21 protein-coding genes are annotated in these 16573 nt (G+C 69.6%); 18 read left to right on the forward strand and 3 right to left on the reverse strand.

The features are described from left to right. Nucleotides 1-11: 11 nt before the first annotated feature. The 15 genes from rplF (at nucleotide 12) to truA (ending at nucleotide 10203) form a co-directional block, all read left to right on the forward strand. Nucleotides 12-551: a 50S ribosomal protein L6 gene (gene rplF / locus ABZ836_RS00670; protein WP_356128641.1), complete on the forward strand. Its 540-nt coding sequence runs from the start codon at nucleotides 12-14 to the stop codon at nucleotides 549-551. A 3-nt stretch (nucleotides 552-554) separates the two neighbouring features. Then, entirely contained in the window at nucleotides 555-938 is a 384-nt protein-coding gene (gene rplR, locus ABZ836_RS00675) for a 50S ribosomal protein L18 (RefSeq protein ID WP_356128644.1), read from the forward strand. Between the two features lie 46 nt (nucleotides 939-984). Continuing rightward, nucleotides 985-1590: a 30S ribosomal protein S5 gene (gene rpsE / locus ABZ836_RS00680; protein ID WP_164423743.1), complete on the forward strand. Its 606-nt coding sequence runs from the start codon at nucleotides 985-987 to the stop codon at nucleotides 1588-1590. Then, nucleotides 1590-1772, forward strand: coding sequence for a 50S ribosomal protein L30 (gene rpmD / locus ABZ836_RS00685; protein ID WP_003974250.1), 183 nt, complete (start codon nucleotides 1590-1592; stop codon nucleotides 1770-1772). Before rpsE ends, rpmD begins: the two co-directional genes overlap by 1 nt. Before the next feature lie 2 nt (nucleotides 1773-1774). Next, nucleotides 1775-2230 carry a 50S ribosomal protein L15 gene (gene rplO, locus ABZ836_RS00690; RefSeq protein ID WP_356128648.1) on the forward strand — a complete coding sequence of 152 codons (456 nt, stop codon included), beginning with the start codon at nucleotides 1775-1777 and terminating at the stop codon, nucleotides 2228-2230. Nucleotides 2231-2513: 283 nt separating this feature from the next. Then, entirely contained in the window at nucleotides 2514-3827 is a 1314-nt protein-coding gene (gene secY / locus ABZ836_RS00695) for a preprotein translocase subunit SecY (RefSeq protein ID WP_356128651.1), read from the forward strand. Next, a complete protein-coding gene (locus tag ABZ836_RS00700) occupies nucleotides 3827-4480 on the forward strand; it encodes an adenylate kinase (protein WP_361138101.1) in 654 nt (217 codons plus the stop codon). Before secY ends, ABZ836_RS00700 begins: the two co-directional genes overlap by 1 nt. Nucleotides 4481-4782: 302 nt before the next feature. Then, a complete protein-coding gene (gene map, locus ABZ836_RS00705) occupies nucleotides 4783-5622 on the forward strand; it encodes a type I methionyl aminopeptidase (protein WP_356128657.1) in 840 nt (279 codons plus the stop codon). 267 nt (nucleotides 5623-5889) lie between these two features. After that, the gene (gene infA, locus ABZ836_RS00710; RefSeq protein ID WP_004927214.1) at nucleotides 5890-6111 is read left to right on the forward strand and encodes a translation initiation factor IF-1; all 222 of its coding nucleotides are present in this window, start codon (nucleotides 5890-5892) and stop codon (nucleotides 6109-6111) included. A 75-nt stretch (nucleotides 6112-6186) separates the two neighbouring features. After that, nucleotides 6187-6300 carry a 50S ribosomal protein L36 gene (rpmJ, locus tag ABZ836_RS00715; RefSeq protein ID WP_003998809.1) on the forward strand — a complete coding sequence of 38 codons (114 nt, stop codon included), beginning with the start codon at nucleotides 6187-6189 and terminating at the stop codon, nucleotides 6298-6300. Between the two features lie 206 nt (nucleotides 6301-6506). Then, the gene (gene rpsM, locus ABZ836_RS00720) at nucleotides 6507-6887 is read left to right on the forward strand and encodes a 30S ribosomal protein S13 (RefSeq protein ID WP_356128661.1); all 381 of its coding nucleotides are present in this window, start codon (nucleotides 6507-6509) and stop codon (nucleotides 6885-6887) included. Nucleotides 6888-6952: 65 nt separating this feature from the next. Then, on the forward strand, nucleotides 6953-7357 hold the full coding sequence (gene rpsK / locus ABZ836_RS00725) for a 30S ribosomal protein S11 (RefSeq protein WP_003956432.1): 405 nt from the start codon (nucleotides 6953-6955) through the stop codon (nucleotides 7355-7357). Nucleotides 7358-7542: 185 nt separating this feature from the next. Next, on the forward strand, nucleotides 7543-8565 hold the full coding sequence (locus tag ABZ836_RS00730) for a DNA-directed RNA polymerase subunit alpha (protein WP_151771761.1): 1023 nt from the start codon (nucleotides 7543-7545) through the stop codon (nucleotides 8563-8565). A 124-nt stretch (nucleotides 8566-8689) separates the two neighbouring features. Continuing rightward, a complete protein-coding gene (gene rplQ, locus ABZ836_RS00735; protein WP_356128664.1) occupies nucleotides 8690-9217 on the forward strand; it encodes a 50S ribosomal protein L17 in 528 nt (175 codons plus the stop codon). 89 nt (nucleotides 9218-9306) lie between these two features. Next, nucleotides 9307-10203: a tRNA pseudouridine(38-40) synthase TruA gene (gene truA, locus ABZ836_RS00740; protein ID WP_356128667.1), complete on the forward strand. Its 897-nt coding sequence runs from the start codon at nucleotides 9307-9309 to the stop codon at nucleotides 10201-10203. 91 nt (nucleotides 10204-10294) lie between these two features. Here the strand turns inward: truA and ABZ836_RS00745 are convergent, their stop codons facing one another. Continuing rightward, a complete protein-coding gene (locus tag ABZ836_RS00745) occupies nucleotides 10295-11194 on the reverse strand; it encodes a hypothetical protein (protein ID WP_356128670.1) in 900 nt (299 codons plus the stop codon). Between the two features lie 452 nt (nucleotides 11195-11646). Between ABZ836_RS00745 and rplM the strand changes: the two genes are divergently transcribed. The 3 genes from rplM (at nucleotide 11647) to glmM (ending at nucleotide 14212) form a co-directional block, all read left to right on the forward strand. Next, nucleotides 11647-12090 carry a 50S ribosomal protein L13 gene (rplM, locus tag ABZ836_RS00750; RefSeq protein WP_151771757.1) on the forward strand — a complete coding sequence of 148 codons (444 nt, stop codon included), beginning with the start codon at nucleotides 11647-11649 and terminating at the stop codon, nucleotides 12088-12090. A gap of 42 nt (nucleotides 12091-12132) precedes the next feature. Further along, on the forward strand, nucleotides 12133-12645 hold the full coding sequence (gene rpsI, locus ABZ836_RS00755; protein WP_361138106.1) for a 30S ribosomal protein S9: 513 nt from the start codon (nucleotides 12133-12135) through the stop codon (nucleotides 12643-12645). Between the two features lie 208 nt (nucleotides 12646-12853). After that, on the forward strand, nucleotides 12854-14212 hold the full coding sequence (gene glmM / locus ABZ836_RS00760; protein WP_356128674.1) for a phosphoglucosamine mutase: 1359 nt from the start codon (nucleotides 12854-12856) through the stop codon (nucleotides 14210-14212). A 153-nt stretch (nucleotides 14213-14365) separates the two neighbouring features. Here the strand turns inward: glmM and ABZ836_RS00765 are convergent, their stop codons facing one another. Then, nucleotides 14366-15313 carry a DUF389 domain-containing protein gene (locus ABZ836_RS00765; protein WP_361138108.1) on the reverse strand — a complete coding sequence of 316 codons (948 nt, stop codon included), beginning with the start codon at nucleotides 15311-15313 and terminating at the stop codon, nucleotides 14366-14368. A gap of 130 nt (nucleotides 15314-15443) precedes the next feature. Continuing rightward, a complete protein-coding gene (coaA, locus tag ABZ836_RS00770) occupies nucleotides 15444-16436 on the reverse strand; it encodes a type I pantothenate kinase (RefSeq protein ID WP_356128680.1) in 993 nt (330 codons plus the stop codon). Between the last annotated feature and the right edge of the window lie 137 nt (nucleotides 16437-16573).

Below are 16573 nucleotides of genomic sequence, written 5' to 3' on the forward strand. Positions count from 1 at the left end.
GAGATACAGCTATGTCGCGTATCGGCAAGCTCCCCATCGCGGTTCCCGCCGGCGTGGACGTCACCATCGACGGCCGTACGGTCTCGGTCAAGGGCCCCAAGGGCTCTCTGACCCACACCGTCGTGGCGCCGATCGAGATCGTCAAGGGCGAGGACGGCACCCTCCAGGTGACCCGCCCCAACGACGAGCGTCAGAACAAGGCCCTCCACGGCCTGTCCCGCACGCTGGTGGCGAACATGATCACCGGCGTGACCCAGGGTTACGTGAAGAAGCTCGAGATCAGCGGTGTCGGTTACCGCGTGACGGCCAAGGGTTCGAACCTCGAGTTCGCGCTCGGCTACTCGCACCCGATCACCGTCGAGGCGCCCGAGGGCATCACCTTCAAGGTGGAGACCCCCACCCGCTTCCAGGTCGAGGGCATCGACAAGCAGAAGGTCGGCGAGGTCGCGGCGAACATCCGCAAGCTGCGCAAGCCCGACCCGTACAAGGCCAAGGGCGTCAAGTACGAGGGCGAAGTCATCCGCCGCAAGGTCGGAAAGGCGGGTAAGTAACCCATGGCATACGGGCAGAAGATCCTGAAGGGCGACGCCTACAAGCGCGCCGCCATCAAGCGTCGGCACATCCGGATCCGCAAGAACATCTCCGGTACCGCCGAGCGTCCCCGTCTCGTCGTGACCCGTTCGAACCGCCACATCGTGGCCCAGGTGATCGACGACATCAAGGGTCACACCCTGGCGTCGGCGTCCACCCTGGACGCCTCGATCCGCGGCGGCGAGAACGACAAGTCCGCTCAGGCCGGTCAGGTCGGCGCCCTTGTCGCCGAGCGTGCCAAGGCCGCGGGCGTCGAGGCTGTCGTGTTCGACCGTGGTGGCAACAGGTACGCGGGGCGCATCGCCGCCCTGGCGGACGCCGCCCGCGAAGCCGGTCTCAAGTTCTGAGCCGGTTCCGTAGCGAAGCTAGCGGAAACAGAGAGAGGTAATTCCAATGGCTGGACCCCAGCGCCGCGGCAGCGGTGCCGGTGGCGGCGAGCGGCGGGACCGGAAGGGCCGTGACGGCGGCGCAGCTGCCGCCGAGAAGACCGCTTACGTTGAGCGCGTTGTCGCGATCAACCGTGTCGCCAAGGTTGTGAAGGGTGGTCGTCGCTTCAGCTTCACCGCGCTGGTCGTGGTGGGCGACGGTGACGGCACCGTGGGTGTCGGTTACGGCAAGGCCAAGGAGGTGCCGGCCGCCATCGCCAAGGGCGTTGAGGAGGCCAAGAAGCACTTCTTCAAGGTCCCCCGCATCCAGGGCACCATCCCGCACCCGATCACGGGTGAGAAGGCTGCCGGCGTCGTGCTGCTCAAGCCCGCGTCCCCCGGTACCGGTGTTATCGCCGGTGGTCCGGTGCGCGCCGTGCTCGAGTGCGCCGGTATCCACGACGTGCTGTCGAAGTCGCTCGGCTCGTCCAACGCGATCAACATCGTGCACGCGACCGTGGAGGCCCTGAAGGGCCTGCAGCGTCCCGAGGAGATCGCGGCCCGCCGTGGTCTGCCGCTCGAGGACGTCGCTCCCGCGGCTCTCCTTCGTGCGCGTGCCGGGGCGGGTGCGTGATGGCGCAGCTGAAGATCACCCAGGTTAAGTCGTACATCGGCAGCAAGCAGAACCACCGCGACACCCTGCGTTCCCTTGGCCTCAAGGGCATCAACACGCAGGTCGTCAAGGAGGACCGCCCCGAGTTCCGCGGCATGGTGCACACCGTCCGCCACCTCGTGACGGTCGAGGAGGTCGACTGATCATGGCGGAGCAGAACCCGCTCAAGATCCACAACCTCCGTCCCGCCCCGGGCGCCAAGACCGCCAAGACCCGTGTGGGTCGTGGTGAGGCGTCGAAGGGTAAGACGGCCGGTCGTGGCACCAAGGGCACCAAGGCCCGTTACCAGGTTCCGGAGCGCTTCGAGGGTGGCCAGATGCCCCTCCACATGCGTCTCCCGAAGCTCAAGGGCTTCAAGAACCCCTTCAAGACCGAGTTCCAGGTCGTGAACCTGGACAAGCTCGCCGCCCTCTACCCCGAGGGTGGGGAGGTCACCGTTGCCGACCTGGTCGCCAAGGGTGCCGTCCGCAAGAACCAGCTCGTCAAGGTCCTCGGCCAGGGCGAGATCTCCGTGGCGCTGCAGGTGACGGTCGACGCCGTCTCCGGCTCCGCCAAGGAGAAGATCACCGCCGCCGGCGGTACGGTCACCGAGCTCGTCTGACGAGCACCGGGCACGGTCGGCGTCCTTGCGGTGTACGGCTGATGTCCCTGTGACCCGAGCGATTCCCGACCGGGGATGCCCCACAAATGGGGTATCCCCGGTTGGTCGTTCTCAAGGGGTTGGTGTCGCCGGTAAGGTGACCTCCACTGCCACCCTTCGACCAGTGCGCCCACACGACGCACCGGGCACTCGAAGCGGCGGCGGCCCGTTACATCGTTTGGTATTTGTCGATCCTCAAGACCGTCACCCTTGACGCAGTTGCGCGGGGGTCGCAGGAGGCACCGTGCTCACCGCGTTCGCCCGGGCGTTCAAGACGCCCGACCTGCGCAAGAAGCTGCTCTTCACGCTCGGCATCATCGTTGTCTACCGCGTCGGTACGCATGTCCCGATTCCCGGTGTGGACTACCAGTCCGTACAGATCTGTGTGGACCAGGCGGCCGGCAACTCGGGTCTCTTCGGCCTGGTCAACATGTTCAGCGGTGGTGCGCTGCTGCAGATCACGATCTTCGCGCTCGGCATCATGCCGTACATCACGGCGAGCATCATTCTGCAGCTGCTGACCGTCGTGATCCCGCGGCTCGAGGCCCTCAAGAAGGAGGGCCAGAGCGGTACGGCGAAGATCACCCAGTACACCCGATACCTGACCATCGCGCTGGCCGTGCTCCAGGGCACCGGCCTCGTCGCGACCGCCCGCAGCGGCGCGCTCTTCAGCGGCTGCTCCGTGGCCGGCCAGATCGTTCCGGACCGCTCGATCTACGTCACCGTCATCATGGTCCTCACCATGACGGCCGGCACCGCCGCCGTCATGTGGCTGGGCGAGCTCATCACCGACCGCGGCATCGGCAACGGCATGTCGATCCTGATGTTCATCTCGATCGCCGCCACCTTCCCCTCCGCCCTCTGGGCCATCAAGGAGCAGGGCACCCTGGCCGACGGCTGGATCGAGTTCGGCACCGTGATGCTGGTCGGCTTCGTGATGGTCGGCCTGGTGGTGTTCGTCGAGCAGGCGCAGCGGCGCATTCCCGTCCAGTACGCGAAGCGCATGATCGGCCGCCGCTCCTACGGCGGCACGTCGACCTACATCCCCCTCAAGGTCAACCAGGCGGGTGTGATCCCGGTCATCTTCGCCTCGTCGCTGCTGTACATCCCGGCGCTGGTGGCCCAGTTCTCGAGCGGTACGTCCGGCTGGAAGACGTGGATCCAGGCGCACCTTGTGGATGGCGATGACCCGATTTACATCGCCATGTACTTCCTGCTGATCGTCTTCTTCGCCTTCTTCTACGTGGCCATCACCTTCAACCCCGAAGAAGTGGCCGACAACATGAAGAAGTATGGTGGGTTCATCCCGGGCATCCGGGCTGGCCGACCGACCGCTGAGTACCTGAGCTACGTGCTCAACCGGATCACCTGGCCGGGTTCGCTGTACCTGGGTCTGATCGCTCTCGTGCCGACAATGGCGTTGGCCGGTTTCGGGGCAAACCAGAACTTCCCGTTCGGTGGCACCAGCATCCTGATCATCGTGGGTGTGGGCCTCGAGACGGTGAAGCAGATCGAGAGCCAGCTCCAGCAGCGCAATTACGAAGGGTTCCTCCGCTGATGCGAATCGTCCTCGTCGGGCCGCCTGGTGCCGGTAAGGGAACGCAGGCCGCGTTCCTCGCCGAGAACCTCTCCATCCCGCACATCTCCACGGGCGACCTGTTCCGGGCCAACATCGGCCAGCAGACGGAGCTGGGCAAGCTGGCGAAGTCCTACATGGACAAGGGCGACCTGGTACCGGACGAGGTCACCATCGCCATGGCCAAGGACCGCATGGAGCAGGCGGACGCCGTGGGCGGCTTCCTCCTCGACGGCTTCCCCCGCAACGTCTCGCAGGCCGAGGCGCTGGACGGCATGCTCGGCGAGGGCGGCATGAAGCTCGACGCGGTGCTGGACCTCGAGGTCCCCGAGGACGAGATCGTGAAGCGGATCGCCGGCCGGCGCATCTGCCGCAAGGACTCCGCGCACGTCTTCCACGCCACGTACAACCCGCCGAAGACCGAGGGCGTCTGCGACGTCTGCGGCGGCGAGCTGTACCAGCGTGACGACGACACCGAGGACACGGTGCGCAAGCGCCTGGAGGTCTACCACACCCAGACCGAGCCGATCATCGACTACTACCGGGCGCAGGACCTGGTCGTGACGATCGAGGCGCTCGGGAAGGTGGACGAGGTCACCGCCCGCGCGATGGCCGCGCTCAAGGTCGGCGAGTAGTCCTCCGCCCGCCCGCAGACCGCCGTACGAGGCCGCGGCTCCCCCCGGGGAGCCGCGGCCTCGGCGTTCTCCGGCGGCCCTCGGCGTTCTCCGGCGGCCCTCGGCGTCCCGGCGGCCCTCGGCGGCCCGCGGCGGCCCGGCGGCCCGCGGCGGCCTGTGGCGCCCCGGTGCCCGTCGGCCCGGTGCGCTGCGTGCGCGTCCGGGACCGGGCTGTCACGGCGGGTGCGGGGAACACGTATCGTTGGTGGTGTACGTACAGGACGGGACCACGTCGGTCCGGCGGAGAAAGGCCCGTAGCGCTCATGGTGCAGATCAAGACCCCGGAGCAGATCGCGAAGATGCGCGAGGCGGGGCTGGTCGTCGCCGCCGTGCACGCCGCCACCCGGGAGGCCGCGGTCCCCGGCGCCACCACCCGTGACCTCGACGAGGTGGCCCGCAAGGTGCTCGCCGAGCACGGCGCGAAGTCGAACTTCCTCGGCTACGGCGGTTTCCCCGCCACCATCTGCACCTCGGTCAACGAGGTGGTCGTCCACGGCATCCCCTCCGACGAGGTGGTCCTCAAGGACGGCGACGTGATCTCCATCGACGCCGGCGCCATCATCGACGGCTGGCACGCGGACGCCGCGTACACCTGCTTCGTGGGCTCCGGCCACCTGCCCGAGCTGCACGAGCTCTCCCGGGTGACCGAGGAGTCGATGTGGGCGGGCATCGCGGCCATGAAGCAGGGCAACCGGCTGGTCGACATCTCCCGCGCCATCGAGACGTACATCCGCCGCCAGCCGAAGCCGGGCGGCGGCAAGTACGGCATCGTCGAGGACTACGGCGGCCACGGCATCGGCACCGAGATGCACATGGACCCGCACCTGCTGAACTACGTCGAGCGACGCCGCGGCAAGGGCCCCAAGCTGGTCACCGGCTTCTGCCTGGCCATCGAGCCGATGGTGTCGCTGGGCACGCCGAAGACGAAGGTCCTCGCCGACGACTGGACCGTGATCACCACGGACGGGACCTGGTCCTCGCACTGGGAGCACTCGGTGGCGCTGACGGCGGAGGGCCCGCTGGTCCTCACCGCCCCCGACGGCGGCCGCGCCAAGCTGGCCGAGCACGGCATCACCGCGGCCCCGGACCCGCTGGCCTCCTGAGCCTTCCCGCCGCCCCCGCCCCCGGAGCGCCCTCCGCCTCCGGCGCGGGGGCGCGGTGCGTGAGGGCCGGTGACGTCCGGCGGCCCGTCGGTTCCTCGCGGGTTCCCCGGGGAAACCGGGAGTAAGGATCACGCGGATGGGGCATTCTTCCCCGATTCGTATTTCGCGGAGCCCTGACGTAGACTGACTCGTCGGCTCCCGTGCACCCGCATGCCTGTATGCGCTTCGTGCGGAGTCGATCAAGGTAGTCGATTCGAAGGGCGAAGCGTGGCCAAGAAGCAAGGTGCCATCGAGATCGAGGGCACTGTCGTCGAGTCTCTGCCGAACGCCATGTTCAGGGTCGAGCTCCAGAACGGCCACCAGGTCCTGGCTCACATCAGCGGCAAGATGCGTATGCACTACATCCGCATCCTCCCTGACGACCGGGTCGTGGTGGAGCTTTCTCCGTACGACCTGACGCGTGGCCGGATCGTCTACCGGTACAAGTAGATCTGCCTGCACTCCGTGCGCCGTCCGGCTTGGGCGGTCCGCGGGTGGTGGCACTGACCCGGAGAACCTCATCCCATGAAGGTCAAGCCGAGCGTCAAGAAGATCTGCGACAAGTGCAGGGTGATCCGCCGTCACGGTCGGGTCATGGTCATCTGCGAGAACCCGCGCCACAAGCAGCGCCAGGGCTGACGCACTGACCTCCCCTCTGCTTCCGCAGAGTCTTCGCGCGACGCGAGCAAAATGTCATACGCAGGACCCGGAGCCGTTCGGTCGGTTCCGACACCCCCGGTCGGAGGCCGGGGACCCGTCCCGTACCGACCCCGTGAAAGCAGCGGGGAACGGCGGGCGGGAGCCGGTTCTGCCGCAGACCTCCGACAACCAACTGGAGCCATTGAATGGCACGCGTTTCCGGTGTTGACATCCCGCGCGAAAAGCGCGTGGAGGTCGCCCTCACCTACGTGTTCGGCATCGGCCGGACCCTCTCCCAGCAGACGCTGGCCGCGACGGGCATCGACCCGAACATCCGTGTTCGCGACCTCTCCGAGGAGCAGCTCGTCGCGATCCGCGAGTACGTGGACGCCAACATCAAGACCGAGGGTGACCTCCGTCGCGAGGTGCAGGCCGACATCCGCCGCAAGGTCGAGATCGGTTCGTACCAGGGTCTGCGTCACCGTCGTGGCCTGCCGGTCCGCGGTCAGCGCACCAGCACGAACGCTCGTACCCGCAAGGGCCCGCGTCGCGCCATCGCCGGCAAGAAGAAGCCGGGCAAGAAGTAGTCCGCAGCGGACGACTGTCCACGGTCTTCGCTGTAGGACCGACCACCTCCCGTAGGAGATAAGACATGCCCCCCAAGGGACGTCAGGGCGCTGCCAAGAAGGTGCGCCGCAAGGAAAAGAAGAACGTCGCTCACGGCCACGCGCACATCAAGAGCACGTTCAACAACACGATCGTCTCGATCACGGACCCGTCGGGCAACGTGATCTCCTGGGCCTCCGCCGGCCACGTCGGCTTCAAGGGCTCGCGCAAGTCCACCCCGTTCGCCGCGCAGATGGCCGCCGAGTCGGCCGCGCGTCGCGCGCAGGAGCACGGCATGCGCAAGGTCGACGTCTTCGTCAAGGGTCCCGGCTCCGGCCGTGAGACCGCGATCCGCTCCCTCCAGGCCACCGGCCTCGAGGTGGGTTCGATCCAGGACGTCACCCCCACCCCCCACAACGGCTGCCGTCCGCCGAAGCGCCGCCGCGTCTGATCCGCGGCCGGGGTCTCCCGGCCGAGGGTTTCGCATGGCGCCCGTGAGGGCTTGAGATGTCGGGCGGTACGGATCCGGAAGGGGACGTGCCGCCCGTATCCTTGCAGTACCCGCGCCTCCTGCCGGGCGCGGTTCCGTCGGACGTCAAATAGCGGGCGTCCACGAAAGAAGGATCTGATCCCAGCATGCTGATCGCTCAGCGTCCCTCGTTGACCGAAGAGGTCGTCGACGAGTTCCGGTCCCGGTTCGTGATCGAGCCGCTGGAGCCGGGCTTCGGTTACACCCTCGGCAACTCCCTGCGCCGTACCCTCCTCTCCTCGATCCCGGGTGCGGCGGTCACGTCCATCCGCATCGACGGCGTGCTGCACGAGTTCACCACCGTGCCGGGCGTCAAGGAGGACGTCACCGACCTGATCCTCAACATCAAGCAGCTGGTCGTCTCCTCGGAGCACGACGAGCCGGTCGTGATGTACCTGCGCAAGCAGGGCCCGGGTCTGGTCACCGCCGCCGACATCGCGCCCCCGGCCGGTGTCGAGGTGCACAACCCCGACCTGGTTCTGGCCTCGCTGAACGGCAAGGGCAAGCTGGAGATGGAGCTGACCGTCGAGCGCGGTCGCGGCTACGTCTCCGCCGTCCAGAACAAGCAGGCCGGCCAGGAGATCGGCCGCATCCCGGTCGACTCGATCTACTCGCCGGTCCTCAAGGTCACCTACAAGGTCGAGGCGACCCGAGTCGAGCAGCGCACCGACTTCGACAAGCTGATCGTCGACGTCGAGACCAAGCAGGCCATGCGCCCGCGTGACGCCATGGCGTCGGCCGGCAAGACCCTGGTCGAGCTGTTCGGTCTGGCCCGCGAGCTCAACGTCGACGCCGAGGGCATCGACATGGGCCCGTCGCCGACGGACGCCGCCCTGGCCGCCGACCTGGCGCTGCCGATCGAGGAGCTGGAGCTCACCGTTCGGTCGTACAACTGCCTCAAGCGCGAGGGCATCCACTCCGTGGGTGAGCTCGTCGCCCGCTCCGAGGCCGACCTGCTGGACATCCGCAACTTCGGCGCGAAGTCCATCGACGAGGTCAAGGCGAAGCTGGCCGGCATGGGCCTGGCCCTCAAGGACAGCCCGCCCGGATTCGACCCGACCGCCGCCGCCGACGCCTTCGGCGCCGACGACGACTCGGACGCCGGGTTCGTCGAGACCGAGCAGTACTGAGCCCGGTCCCGGCAGCCGCACTTCCCGCGCCCCCTCGGGGGCGCGGGTCTCCGACGGGCGACCGCCCGCTCGGATACTGACCCCGGTACCTGATACGGCCGGGGCAGACACCTAGGAGAAAGACATGCCGAAGCCCACCAAGGGTGCCCGTCTGGGCGGCGGCGCCGCGCACGAGAAGCTCCTCCTCGCGAACCTCGCGAAGAGCCTCTTCGAGCACGGTCGCATCACCACCACCGAGGCGAAGGCGCGCCGTCTGCGCCCGTACGCCGAGCGTCTGATCACCAAGGCGAAGAAGGGCGACCTTCACAACCGCCGTCAGGTGCTCCAGGTCATCACGGACAAGAGCATCGTCCACACGCTCTTCACCGAGATCGGCCCGCGCTACGAGAACCGCCCCGGTGGTTACACCCGCATCACCAAGATCGGTAACCGCCGTGGCGACAACGCGCCCATGGCCGTCATCGAGCTGGTGGAGGCCCTGACCGTGGCCCAGCAGGCCACCGGCGAGGCCGAGGCCGCCACCAAGCGTGCGGTCAAGGAGTCCTCCGAGAAGGACGCCAAGCAGGCCGAGGCCACCGAGACGGACGAGGCCACCGAGGCTCCCGCCGAGCCCGCCGCGGACGCGGCCGAGGGTGACGCCAAGGACGCCTGAGGCTGACGCCTTCCGAGAGCGGGCCCGCCCTTCGGGGTGGGCCCGCTTTCGCATGCCGGTACCCGAACGGGACCTGAGAGGATCGAAGGGTGAGCGACGAAGTACAGCCCGGTTTCGTCCGGGTGCGGCTGGACCTGTCCTACGACGGCACCGGCTTCCACGGGTGGGCCAAGCAGGCCGGCGGGAAGCGCACCGTGCAGGGCGAGATCGAGGACGCGCTGCGGACCGTGACCCGGTCGAGGGACACCACGTACGAGCTGACCGTGGCCGGCCGCACCGACGCCGGGGTGCACGCCCGGGGCCAGGTCGCCCACGTCGACCTGCCCGCGGAGCTGTGGGCCGAGCACCGGGAGAAGCTGCTCAAGCGGCTGGCGGGGCGGCTCTCGCGGGACGTGCGGATCTGGTCCGCGGTCGAGGCGCCCCCCGGCTTCAACGCGCGGTTCTCCGCGGTCTGGCGCCGGTACGCCTACCGGGTCACCGACGCCCCCGGCGGCGTCGACCCGCTGCTGCGCGGCCACGTGCTCTGGCACGACTGGCCGCTGGACGTGGCCGCGATGAACGAGGCCGCCAAGGCGCTGCTGGGCGAGCACGACTTCGCCGCGTACTGCAAGAAGCGGGAGGGCGCCACCACCATCCGCACCCTCCAGGAGCTGAGCCTGGTCCGCGGGGACGACGGGATCGTCACCGCGACGGTGCGGGCGGACGCGTTCTGCCACAACATGGTGCGCTCGCTGATCGGCGCGCTGCTGTTCGTCGGTGACGGGCACCGGCCCGTGGAGTGGCCCGGGAAGGTGCTGGCGGCCGGGGTGCGGGACTCCGCCGTGCACGTGGTGCGGCCGCACGGGCTGACGCTGGAGGAGGTCGGCTACCCGGCGGACGACCAGCTCGCCGCGCGCAACCTCGCCGCCCGCAACCGGCGCACGCTGCCGGGGGCCGGGTCGGGGCCGGGCTCGGCGGCCGTCGAGGGCTGCGTCACCTGCGACTGACCCGATGTGACCTGGTCCGTGCGGAGGGGCCCGGCGCGTGCGGTATGCGCCGGGCCCCTGCCATGTCGGCCCCAGGTCCCGCGGGTGCGGGTCACTGCGCCGGGGCCGCCGTCGCCTGGGCCTCGCCGCGGCGGTGGATCTGCTGGAAGGCGTAGTGGGCCAGGTGGTCGCCGGCGTCGAAGACCTCCTTGTCCTGGGCCTTGACGTCCTTGCCGTCGGTGAAGCCGGTGATGGTGAAGTAGGTGTACCGGCCGTAGGAGTTGATCGTGCTGCGGCAGACCGCGCCGTCGCAGAACGACTTCACGCCCTTGCCGGACAGCGGCGCGATGATGGCGCTCTTGTCGGACTGCTCCCGGGCCGCCGTCGCGTCCTCCGCGTTGTCGAAGACGGCCACGCCCACGGTGACGGCGACGCCGTCACGGGTGTAGGTGGCGCGCAGCATCTTGGTGCAGCCGTTGTCGGCCAGCACCTTCGGGAGGGTGTGCTGGGCGGCGGAGGCGCAGTCGGCGGTCTCGGCGGAGGGGCCCTTGGTGTAGGCGGCCTCGCCGAGGGTGAGTTTCCCGCCCGCCTTGCCCGGGAAGAGGGCGGCGGGGGAGAGCGGCGCGGTGTCCTTGCGGGAGTCCGCCAGGATCTCCTCCGGGTCCAGCGGCGGCGGGGCGCTGGTGGGCGCGAAGGACGGCGTGCCGGTCGAGCCCGAGGCGCTGGTGCCCCCGGAGCCGGCCACGGGGCCGGGGTCGTCCCCGCCGCGGGTCAGCAGGACCGCGGTGACGGCGCCGGCCACGACGACCACCGCCGCGACGGCGGCCGCGACGATCCGGCGGCGCTTCGCCTTGGCGGCGGAGGCCTCCGCGAGGGCCTCCCAGTCCGGCTCCCCGGGGTTGCCGGAACCGCCCTGCGACCACGGCTGCGGAGCTGCGGCGTCCGGCTGCTGCGAATGAGGCTTCCAAGGGTCCCACTGCTGTGGCCCAGGCCCCCCTTGCCCATAACTCATGCCGCGCATCCTAGACCGGGCTCCGCGCGCTCCGTGCCGGGGCGGCCGGGGGGTGTGGCGCAGGTCTCCCGACGGGCCGTGGGGGAGGCGCGCAGCCGTGCGGGGCAGGGGGCGACGGGCGGTGCGGAGCTGGGGCCGTGGGGCGGTGCGGAGCGGGGGTCATGGGGCGGACGATCATGCTCCGGCGGGCGGAACGATCAGGCCCGGCCGGGGTGTGGGCGCCGAACAGGCGAACGGGCGTTTTGACCCGTGGGCCGGGCGAGGGGTAACCTGCCTTTTCGTTGTGTATTGGCTTGCTCATTCTCACGGGACGGGCCCTTACACCGGTCCACCGGGCCGATGACCAGCGACCAGCACGCGGTTTGCGTCACCGCAGTGCGGTCAGGGCTGTCGTGATCGCTTCGGTGACCTTGTCTAGGACCATTCACTGAAGATAGCGAAGGCTACGAACCGTGCGTACGTTCAGCCCCAAGCCCGGCGATATCACCCGCCAGTGGCACGTCATTGACGCCCAGGACGTCGTCCTCGGCCGTCTGGCGTCCACCGCCGCCTCCCTCCTGCGGGGCAAGCACAAGCCGATCTACGCGCCCCACGTCGACGCTGGTGACTTCGTCATCATCATCAACGCGGACAAGGTGCACCTGTCCGGCAACAAGAAGACCCAGAAGATGGCCTACCGCCACTCCGGCTACCCGGGTGGTCTCCGGTCGGTTCGTTACGACGAGCTGCTCGCGAAGAACCCGGAGAAGGCCATCGAGAAGGCCGTCAAGGGCATGCTCCCCAAGAACACCCTGGGCCGTCAGATGCTCTCCAAGCTGAAGGTCTACTCGGGCGAGAACCACCCGCACGCTGCCCAGCAGCCGGTTCCGTTCGAGATCACCCAGGTCGCGCAGTAAGTACGGCCACCCCCTAAGCCTGAAGAGAATCTGAGGAGAATCGTGGCCGAGACCACTGCCGAGCAGCCGCTCGAAGAGCTTGACATCGACAGCTACACCACCGAGTCCGAGGCCCCCGTCGAGGGCGAGTACACCTCGGAGTCCATGGCCTCCCGCTTCGGCGAGCCCCAGCCGGCCGCCGGCCTGGGCCGCCGCAAGAACGCCATCGCCCGCGTCCGGATCGTTCCGGGCACCGGCAAGTGGAAGATCAACGGCCGCACCCTCGAGGACTACTTCCCGAACAAGGTGCACCAGCAGGAGGTCAACGAGCCCTTCAAGGTGCTCGAGCTCGAGGGCCGTTACGACGTCATCGCCCGCATCGCGGGTGGCGGCGTCTCCGGTCAGGCCGGTGCGCTCCGTCTGGGTGTCGCCCGTGCGCTGAACGAGGCGGACGTCGACAACAACCGTGGCCCGCTGAAGAAGGCCGGCTTCCTGAGCCGCGACGCGCGTGCCGTCGAGCGCAAGAAGGCCGGTCTGAAGAAGGCCCGCAAGGCGCCGCAGTACAGCAAGCGCTAAATCCGGTCCTGCCTGTACGTACGGCAGACCGACAGTACGCCCGAACGCCCCGTCGGCACTCACCTGGTGCCGTCGGGGCGTTCGTTTATCGGCGGCAGCAGTCATATAAGGGAACAATGTGCTGTAACGCTCGTAGCGTCCGTAGGGCGTCAAGCACGGCGGATCAGGCGCGGCGTTCGTCACTATGTAGCACTTCTCTGGAGGACCAGTGGGACGACTCTTCGGCACCGACGGTGTACGCGGTGTCGCCAATGCGGATCTGACGGCCGAGCTCGCACTCGGTCTCTCCGTGGCGGCGGCACATGTCCTGGCCGAGGCGGGCACCTTCGAGGGGCATCGCCCGAAGGCGGTCGTCGGACGGGACCCGCGGGCGTCCGGAGAGTTCCTGGAGGCCGCCGTGGTGGCCGGTCTCGCCAGCGCCGGGGTCGACGTGCTGAAGGTGGGCGTGCTGCCCACGCCGGCGGTCGCCCACCTGACCGGCGTACTCGGCGCGGACCTGGGCGTGATGCTCTCCGCCAGCCACAACGCCATGCCCGACAACGGCATCAAGTTCTTCGCCCGCGGCGGCCACAAACTGGCCGACGACCTCGAGGACCGCATCGAGGCCCGGTACCGCGAGCACAGCACCGGCGCGCCGTGGGACCGGCCGACCGGGGCGGGCGTCGGCCGGGTCGGCGAGCACGGGGAGGGCCTGGAGACGTACGTCCAGCACCTGCTCGGCGTGCTCCCCAACCGTCTCGACGGCCTGAAGGTCGTCCTCGACGAGGCGCACGGCGCCGCGGCGCGGGTCTCGCCGGTCGCCTTCGAGCGCGCCGGCGCGCAGGTCGTCACCATCGGGGCCGACCCGGACGGCCTCAACATCAACGACGGCTACGGTTCCACCCATCTGGACAAGCTGAAGGCCGCGGTCGTCGAGCACGGCGCGGACCTCGGCATCGCGCACGACGGCGACGCCGACCGGTGCCTGGCGGTCGACCACACGGGCGAGGAGGTCGACGGGGACCAGATCCTGGCGATCCTCGCGCTGGCCATGCGGGAGCAGGGCGTGCTGCGCGCCGACACCGTGGTCGCCACCGTGATGTCCAACCTGGGCTTCACGCTCGCCATGGAGCGCGAGGGCATCCAGCTCGTCCAGACGGCGGTCGGCGACCGCTACGTGCTGGAGGAGATGAAGGACAAGGGCTACGCGCTGGGCGGCGAGCAGTCCGGGCACGTGATCGTGCTCGACCACGCCACCACCGGTGACGGCACGCTGACCGGCCTGCTGCTCGCGGCCCGGGTCGCGGCGAGCGGACGTCCGCTGCGGGACCTGGCCTCGGTGATGGAGCGCCTGCCGCAGGTGCTGGTCAACGTGCGCGACGTGGACAAGACGCGGGTCTCCACCTCCGCCGAGCTCAGCGCCGCGGTGGCGGAGGCGGAGCGGGAGCTGGGCACCACCGGGCGGGTGCTGCTGCGGTCGTCCGGCACCGAGCCGCTGGTGCGGGTGATGGTCGAGGCGGCCGACATCCACCAGGCCGAGTCGGTGGCCAGGCGTCTGGCGGACGTGGTCAAGTCCGCGCTGGGCTGACCGGGGCGTCGGACCGTCACTCTCGCGGGTGACGACGTGACGACGTGACGACGTGACGACGTGGGGCGGGGCCGTTGCGGTCCCGCCCCGCGTCTGTGTGGGGCGGGTGCCGGGCGGGCTCGTCGTGGGCCGGGCCGGCTCCCCGGGCGGGCGTCAGGGGGTCGGGTTGAGCGGGTGGCGGCGGAGCTTGCGGGACCAGCTCCACTTCTGCACGAGCAGCGTCAGGGTGCCGGCCAGGACGATGCCGGCGAGGTTCAGCAGCAGCTGCAGGGTGGAGCCCCAGGCCTGGCCGTAGAAGTCGTACTCGAAGGCGACGGCGGCGTTGGCGGCCGCGGGGACCGTGGTGACGGAGATGGCGACGCCGACCAGGGCGCCGGACTTGGCCGAGGTCAGCGAGAGCATGCCCGCGCAGCCCGCGAGCAGGGCGACCACGAAGGAGAACTCGTCCGGCGCGTAGATGAACGCCGTGTTGGGGCGATCGGCCTTCACCTGCTCGGCGCTGAAGAGTTCCAGCCCGGTCATGAGATAGCTGAACAGCACCGTCAGCGCCATCGCCACCGCGAAGCCGCCCAGCAGCGCCACGAGCGAGCGGACGGCCAGGCGCGGGGCCGGGCGGACCAGGGCCGTGCAGAAGCCGGCGAGCGGGCCGAACTCCGGGCCCACCGCCATGGCGCCCACGATCAGCACCGCGTTGTCCAGCACCACACCGCAGGCCGCGATCATGGTGGCCAGCGACAGGAAGGCCACGTAGGTCCAGGAGAAGCTGGACTCCTCGTGGGTGGCCTCCACGAGCTGGTCCCAGACCACCGCGTCGGCGCCCTCGCCGGGCGCCTCCCGCTCGGCCCGGTCGGCGTGCGCGGACAGGGACAGGTCGAGGTTGTCGGCGCTGATGGAGCCTTCCTTGTCCAGCCCCATCCTGCGCAGCTCGCCGATCACCTCGTCGGCGGCCTCACGCGCCACGTCCACCGTCAGCAGGTCGCCGGCCGGTTCGCGGGCCGCTCCCGGAACGACCACCAGGTGGGTGCAGCCGACGGTCTTGCGGAGGAGGTCGACCACTTCGTCGGTCCGCCCGCACGGTGTGATCAGTCGCAGGTGCAGCATGCGCGGCAGACTAGCGGGGGCGCGGCCCCGGGGCCGACGGTGCGCGGGGAAGCGGCACCGGTTCGTGACCCCGGGGGGCGTGTCCTCGGCGGGCCCTGGGGTCGTCGTCGCGTGCGGCGGCCGTCGCCGGTCAGAGCTTGCGCAGGCGCAGGCGCTGGACCTTGTGGTCGGGGCCCTTGCGCAGGACCAGGGTGGCGCGGCCGCGGGTGGGGGCCACGTTCTCCACCAGGTTGGGCCGGTTGATGGTCTGCCAGGTGCGGCGGGCGTACTGCAGGGCCTCCTCCTCGGAGACCTGGGTCCAGCGGCGGAAGTACGACTCGGGGTTCTGGAACGCCGTCTCCCGCAGGCGGCGGAAGCGGTGCAGGTACCACTTCTCGATGTCCTCCGCCTTGGCGTCGACGTACACGCTGAAGTCGAAGTAGTCGGCCAGCGCCACCCGGGTGCGGCCGTCCTTGCCGGGCAGGGCGGGCTGGAGGACGTTCAGGCCCTCCACGATCAGGATGTCCGGGCGGCGCACGGTCAGCTTCTCGCCGGGGACGATGTCGTAGATCAGGTGGGAGTAGACGGGGGCGGTGACCTCGTCCTTGCCGGCCTTGATGTCGGCGACGAACCGGGTGAGCGCCCGGCGGTCGTACGACTCGGGGAAGCCCTTGCGCTCCATCAGGCCGCGCGCCTGCAGCTCCCGGGTGGGCAGCAGGAAGCCGTCGGTGGTGACCAGCTCGACGCGGGGGTGCTCGGGCCAGCGGGAGAGCAGCGCCCGCAGCAGGCGGGAGACGGTGGACTTGCCGACCGCCACCGATCCGGCGACCCCTATGACGAACGGCGTGCCCGACTGCGATCCCTTCTCGCCGAGGAAGGTGTTGAGGGAGGACCGCAGGTTGTCGGTGGACCGCACGTAGAGGTTGAGCAGCCGGGAGAGCGGGAGGTAGATGTCCCGGACCTCGTCCAGGTCGATCACGTCGCCCAGGCCGCGCAGCCGCTCGACCTCCTCCGCGGTGAGGGGGAGCGGCGTCTTGTCGCGCAGCGCGCTCCATTCCGCACGGGTCAGGTCCACGTACGGGGTCGCCTCCGGCCGGGACCGGGGGGCGCCGCCGGAGGGCATCGGGGAGGCCGGAGAGATCACAGTCCATTGTTACGGGCGTGCGAACAGGTCGCGGGGTGGGGTGCGTCACTCAGGGGGTGCGGCTGGGGTGCGACGGGGGTGCGGTTGGGGGGTGGGTGGGGGCGGACGGGGGTGGGACTGGGGGCGGGATCGGGGGT

The sequence above is a fragment of the Streptomyces sp. NPDC047130 genome (assembly GCF_040643475.1).
In the GTDB taxonomy this organism is placed as follows: Bacteria; Actinomycetota; Actinomycetes; order Streptomycetales; family Streptomycetaceae; genus Streptomyces.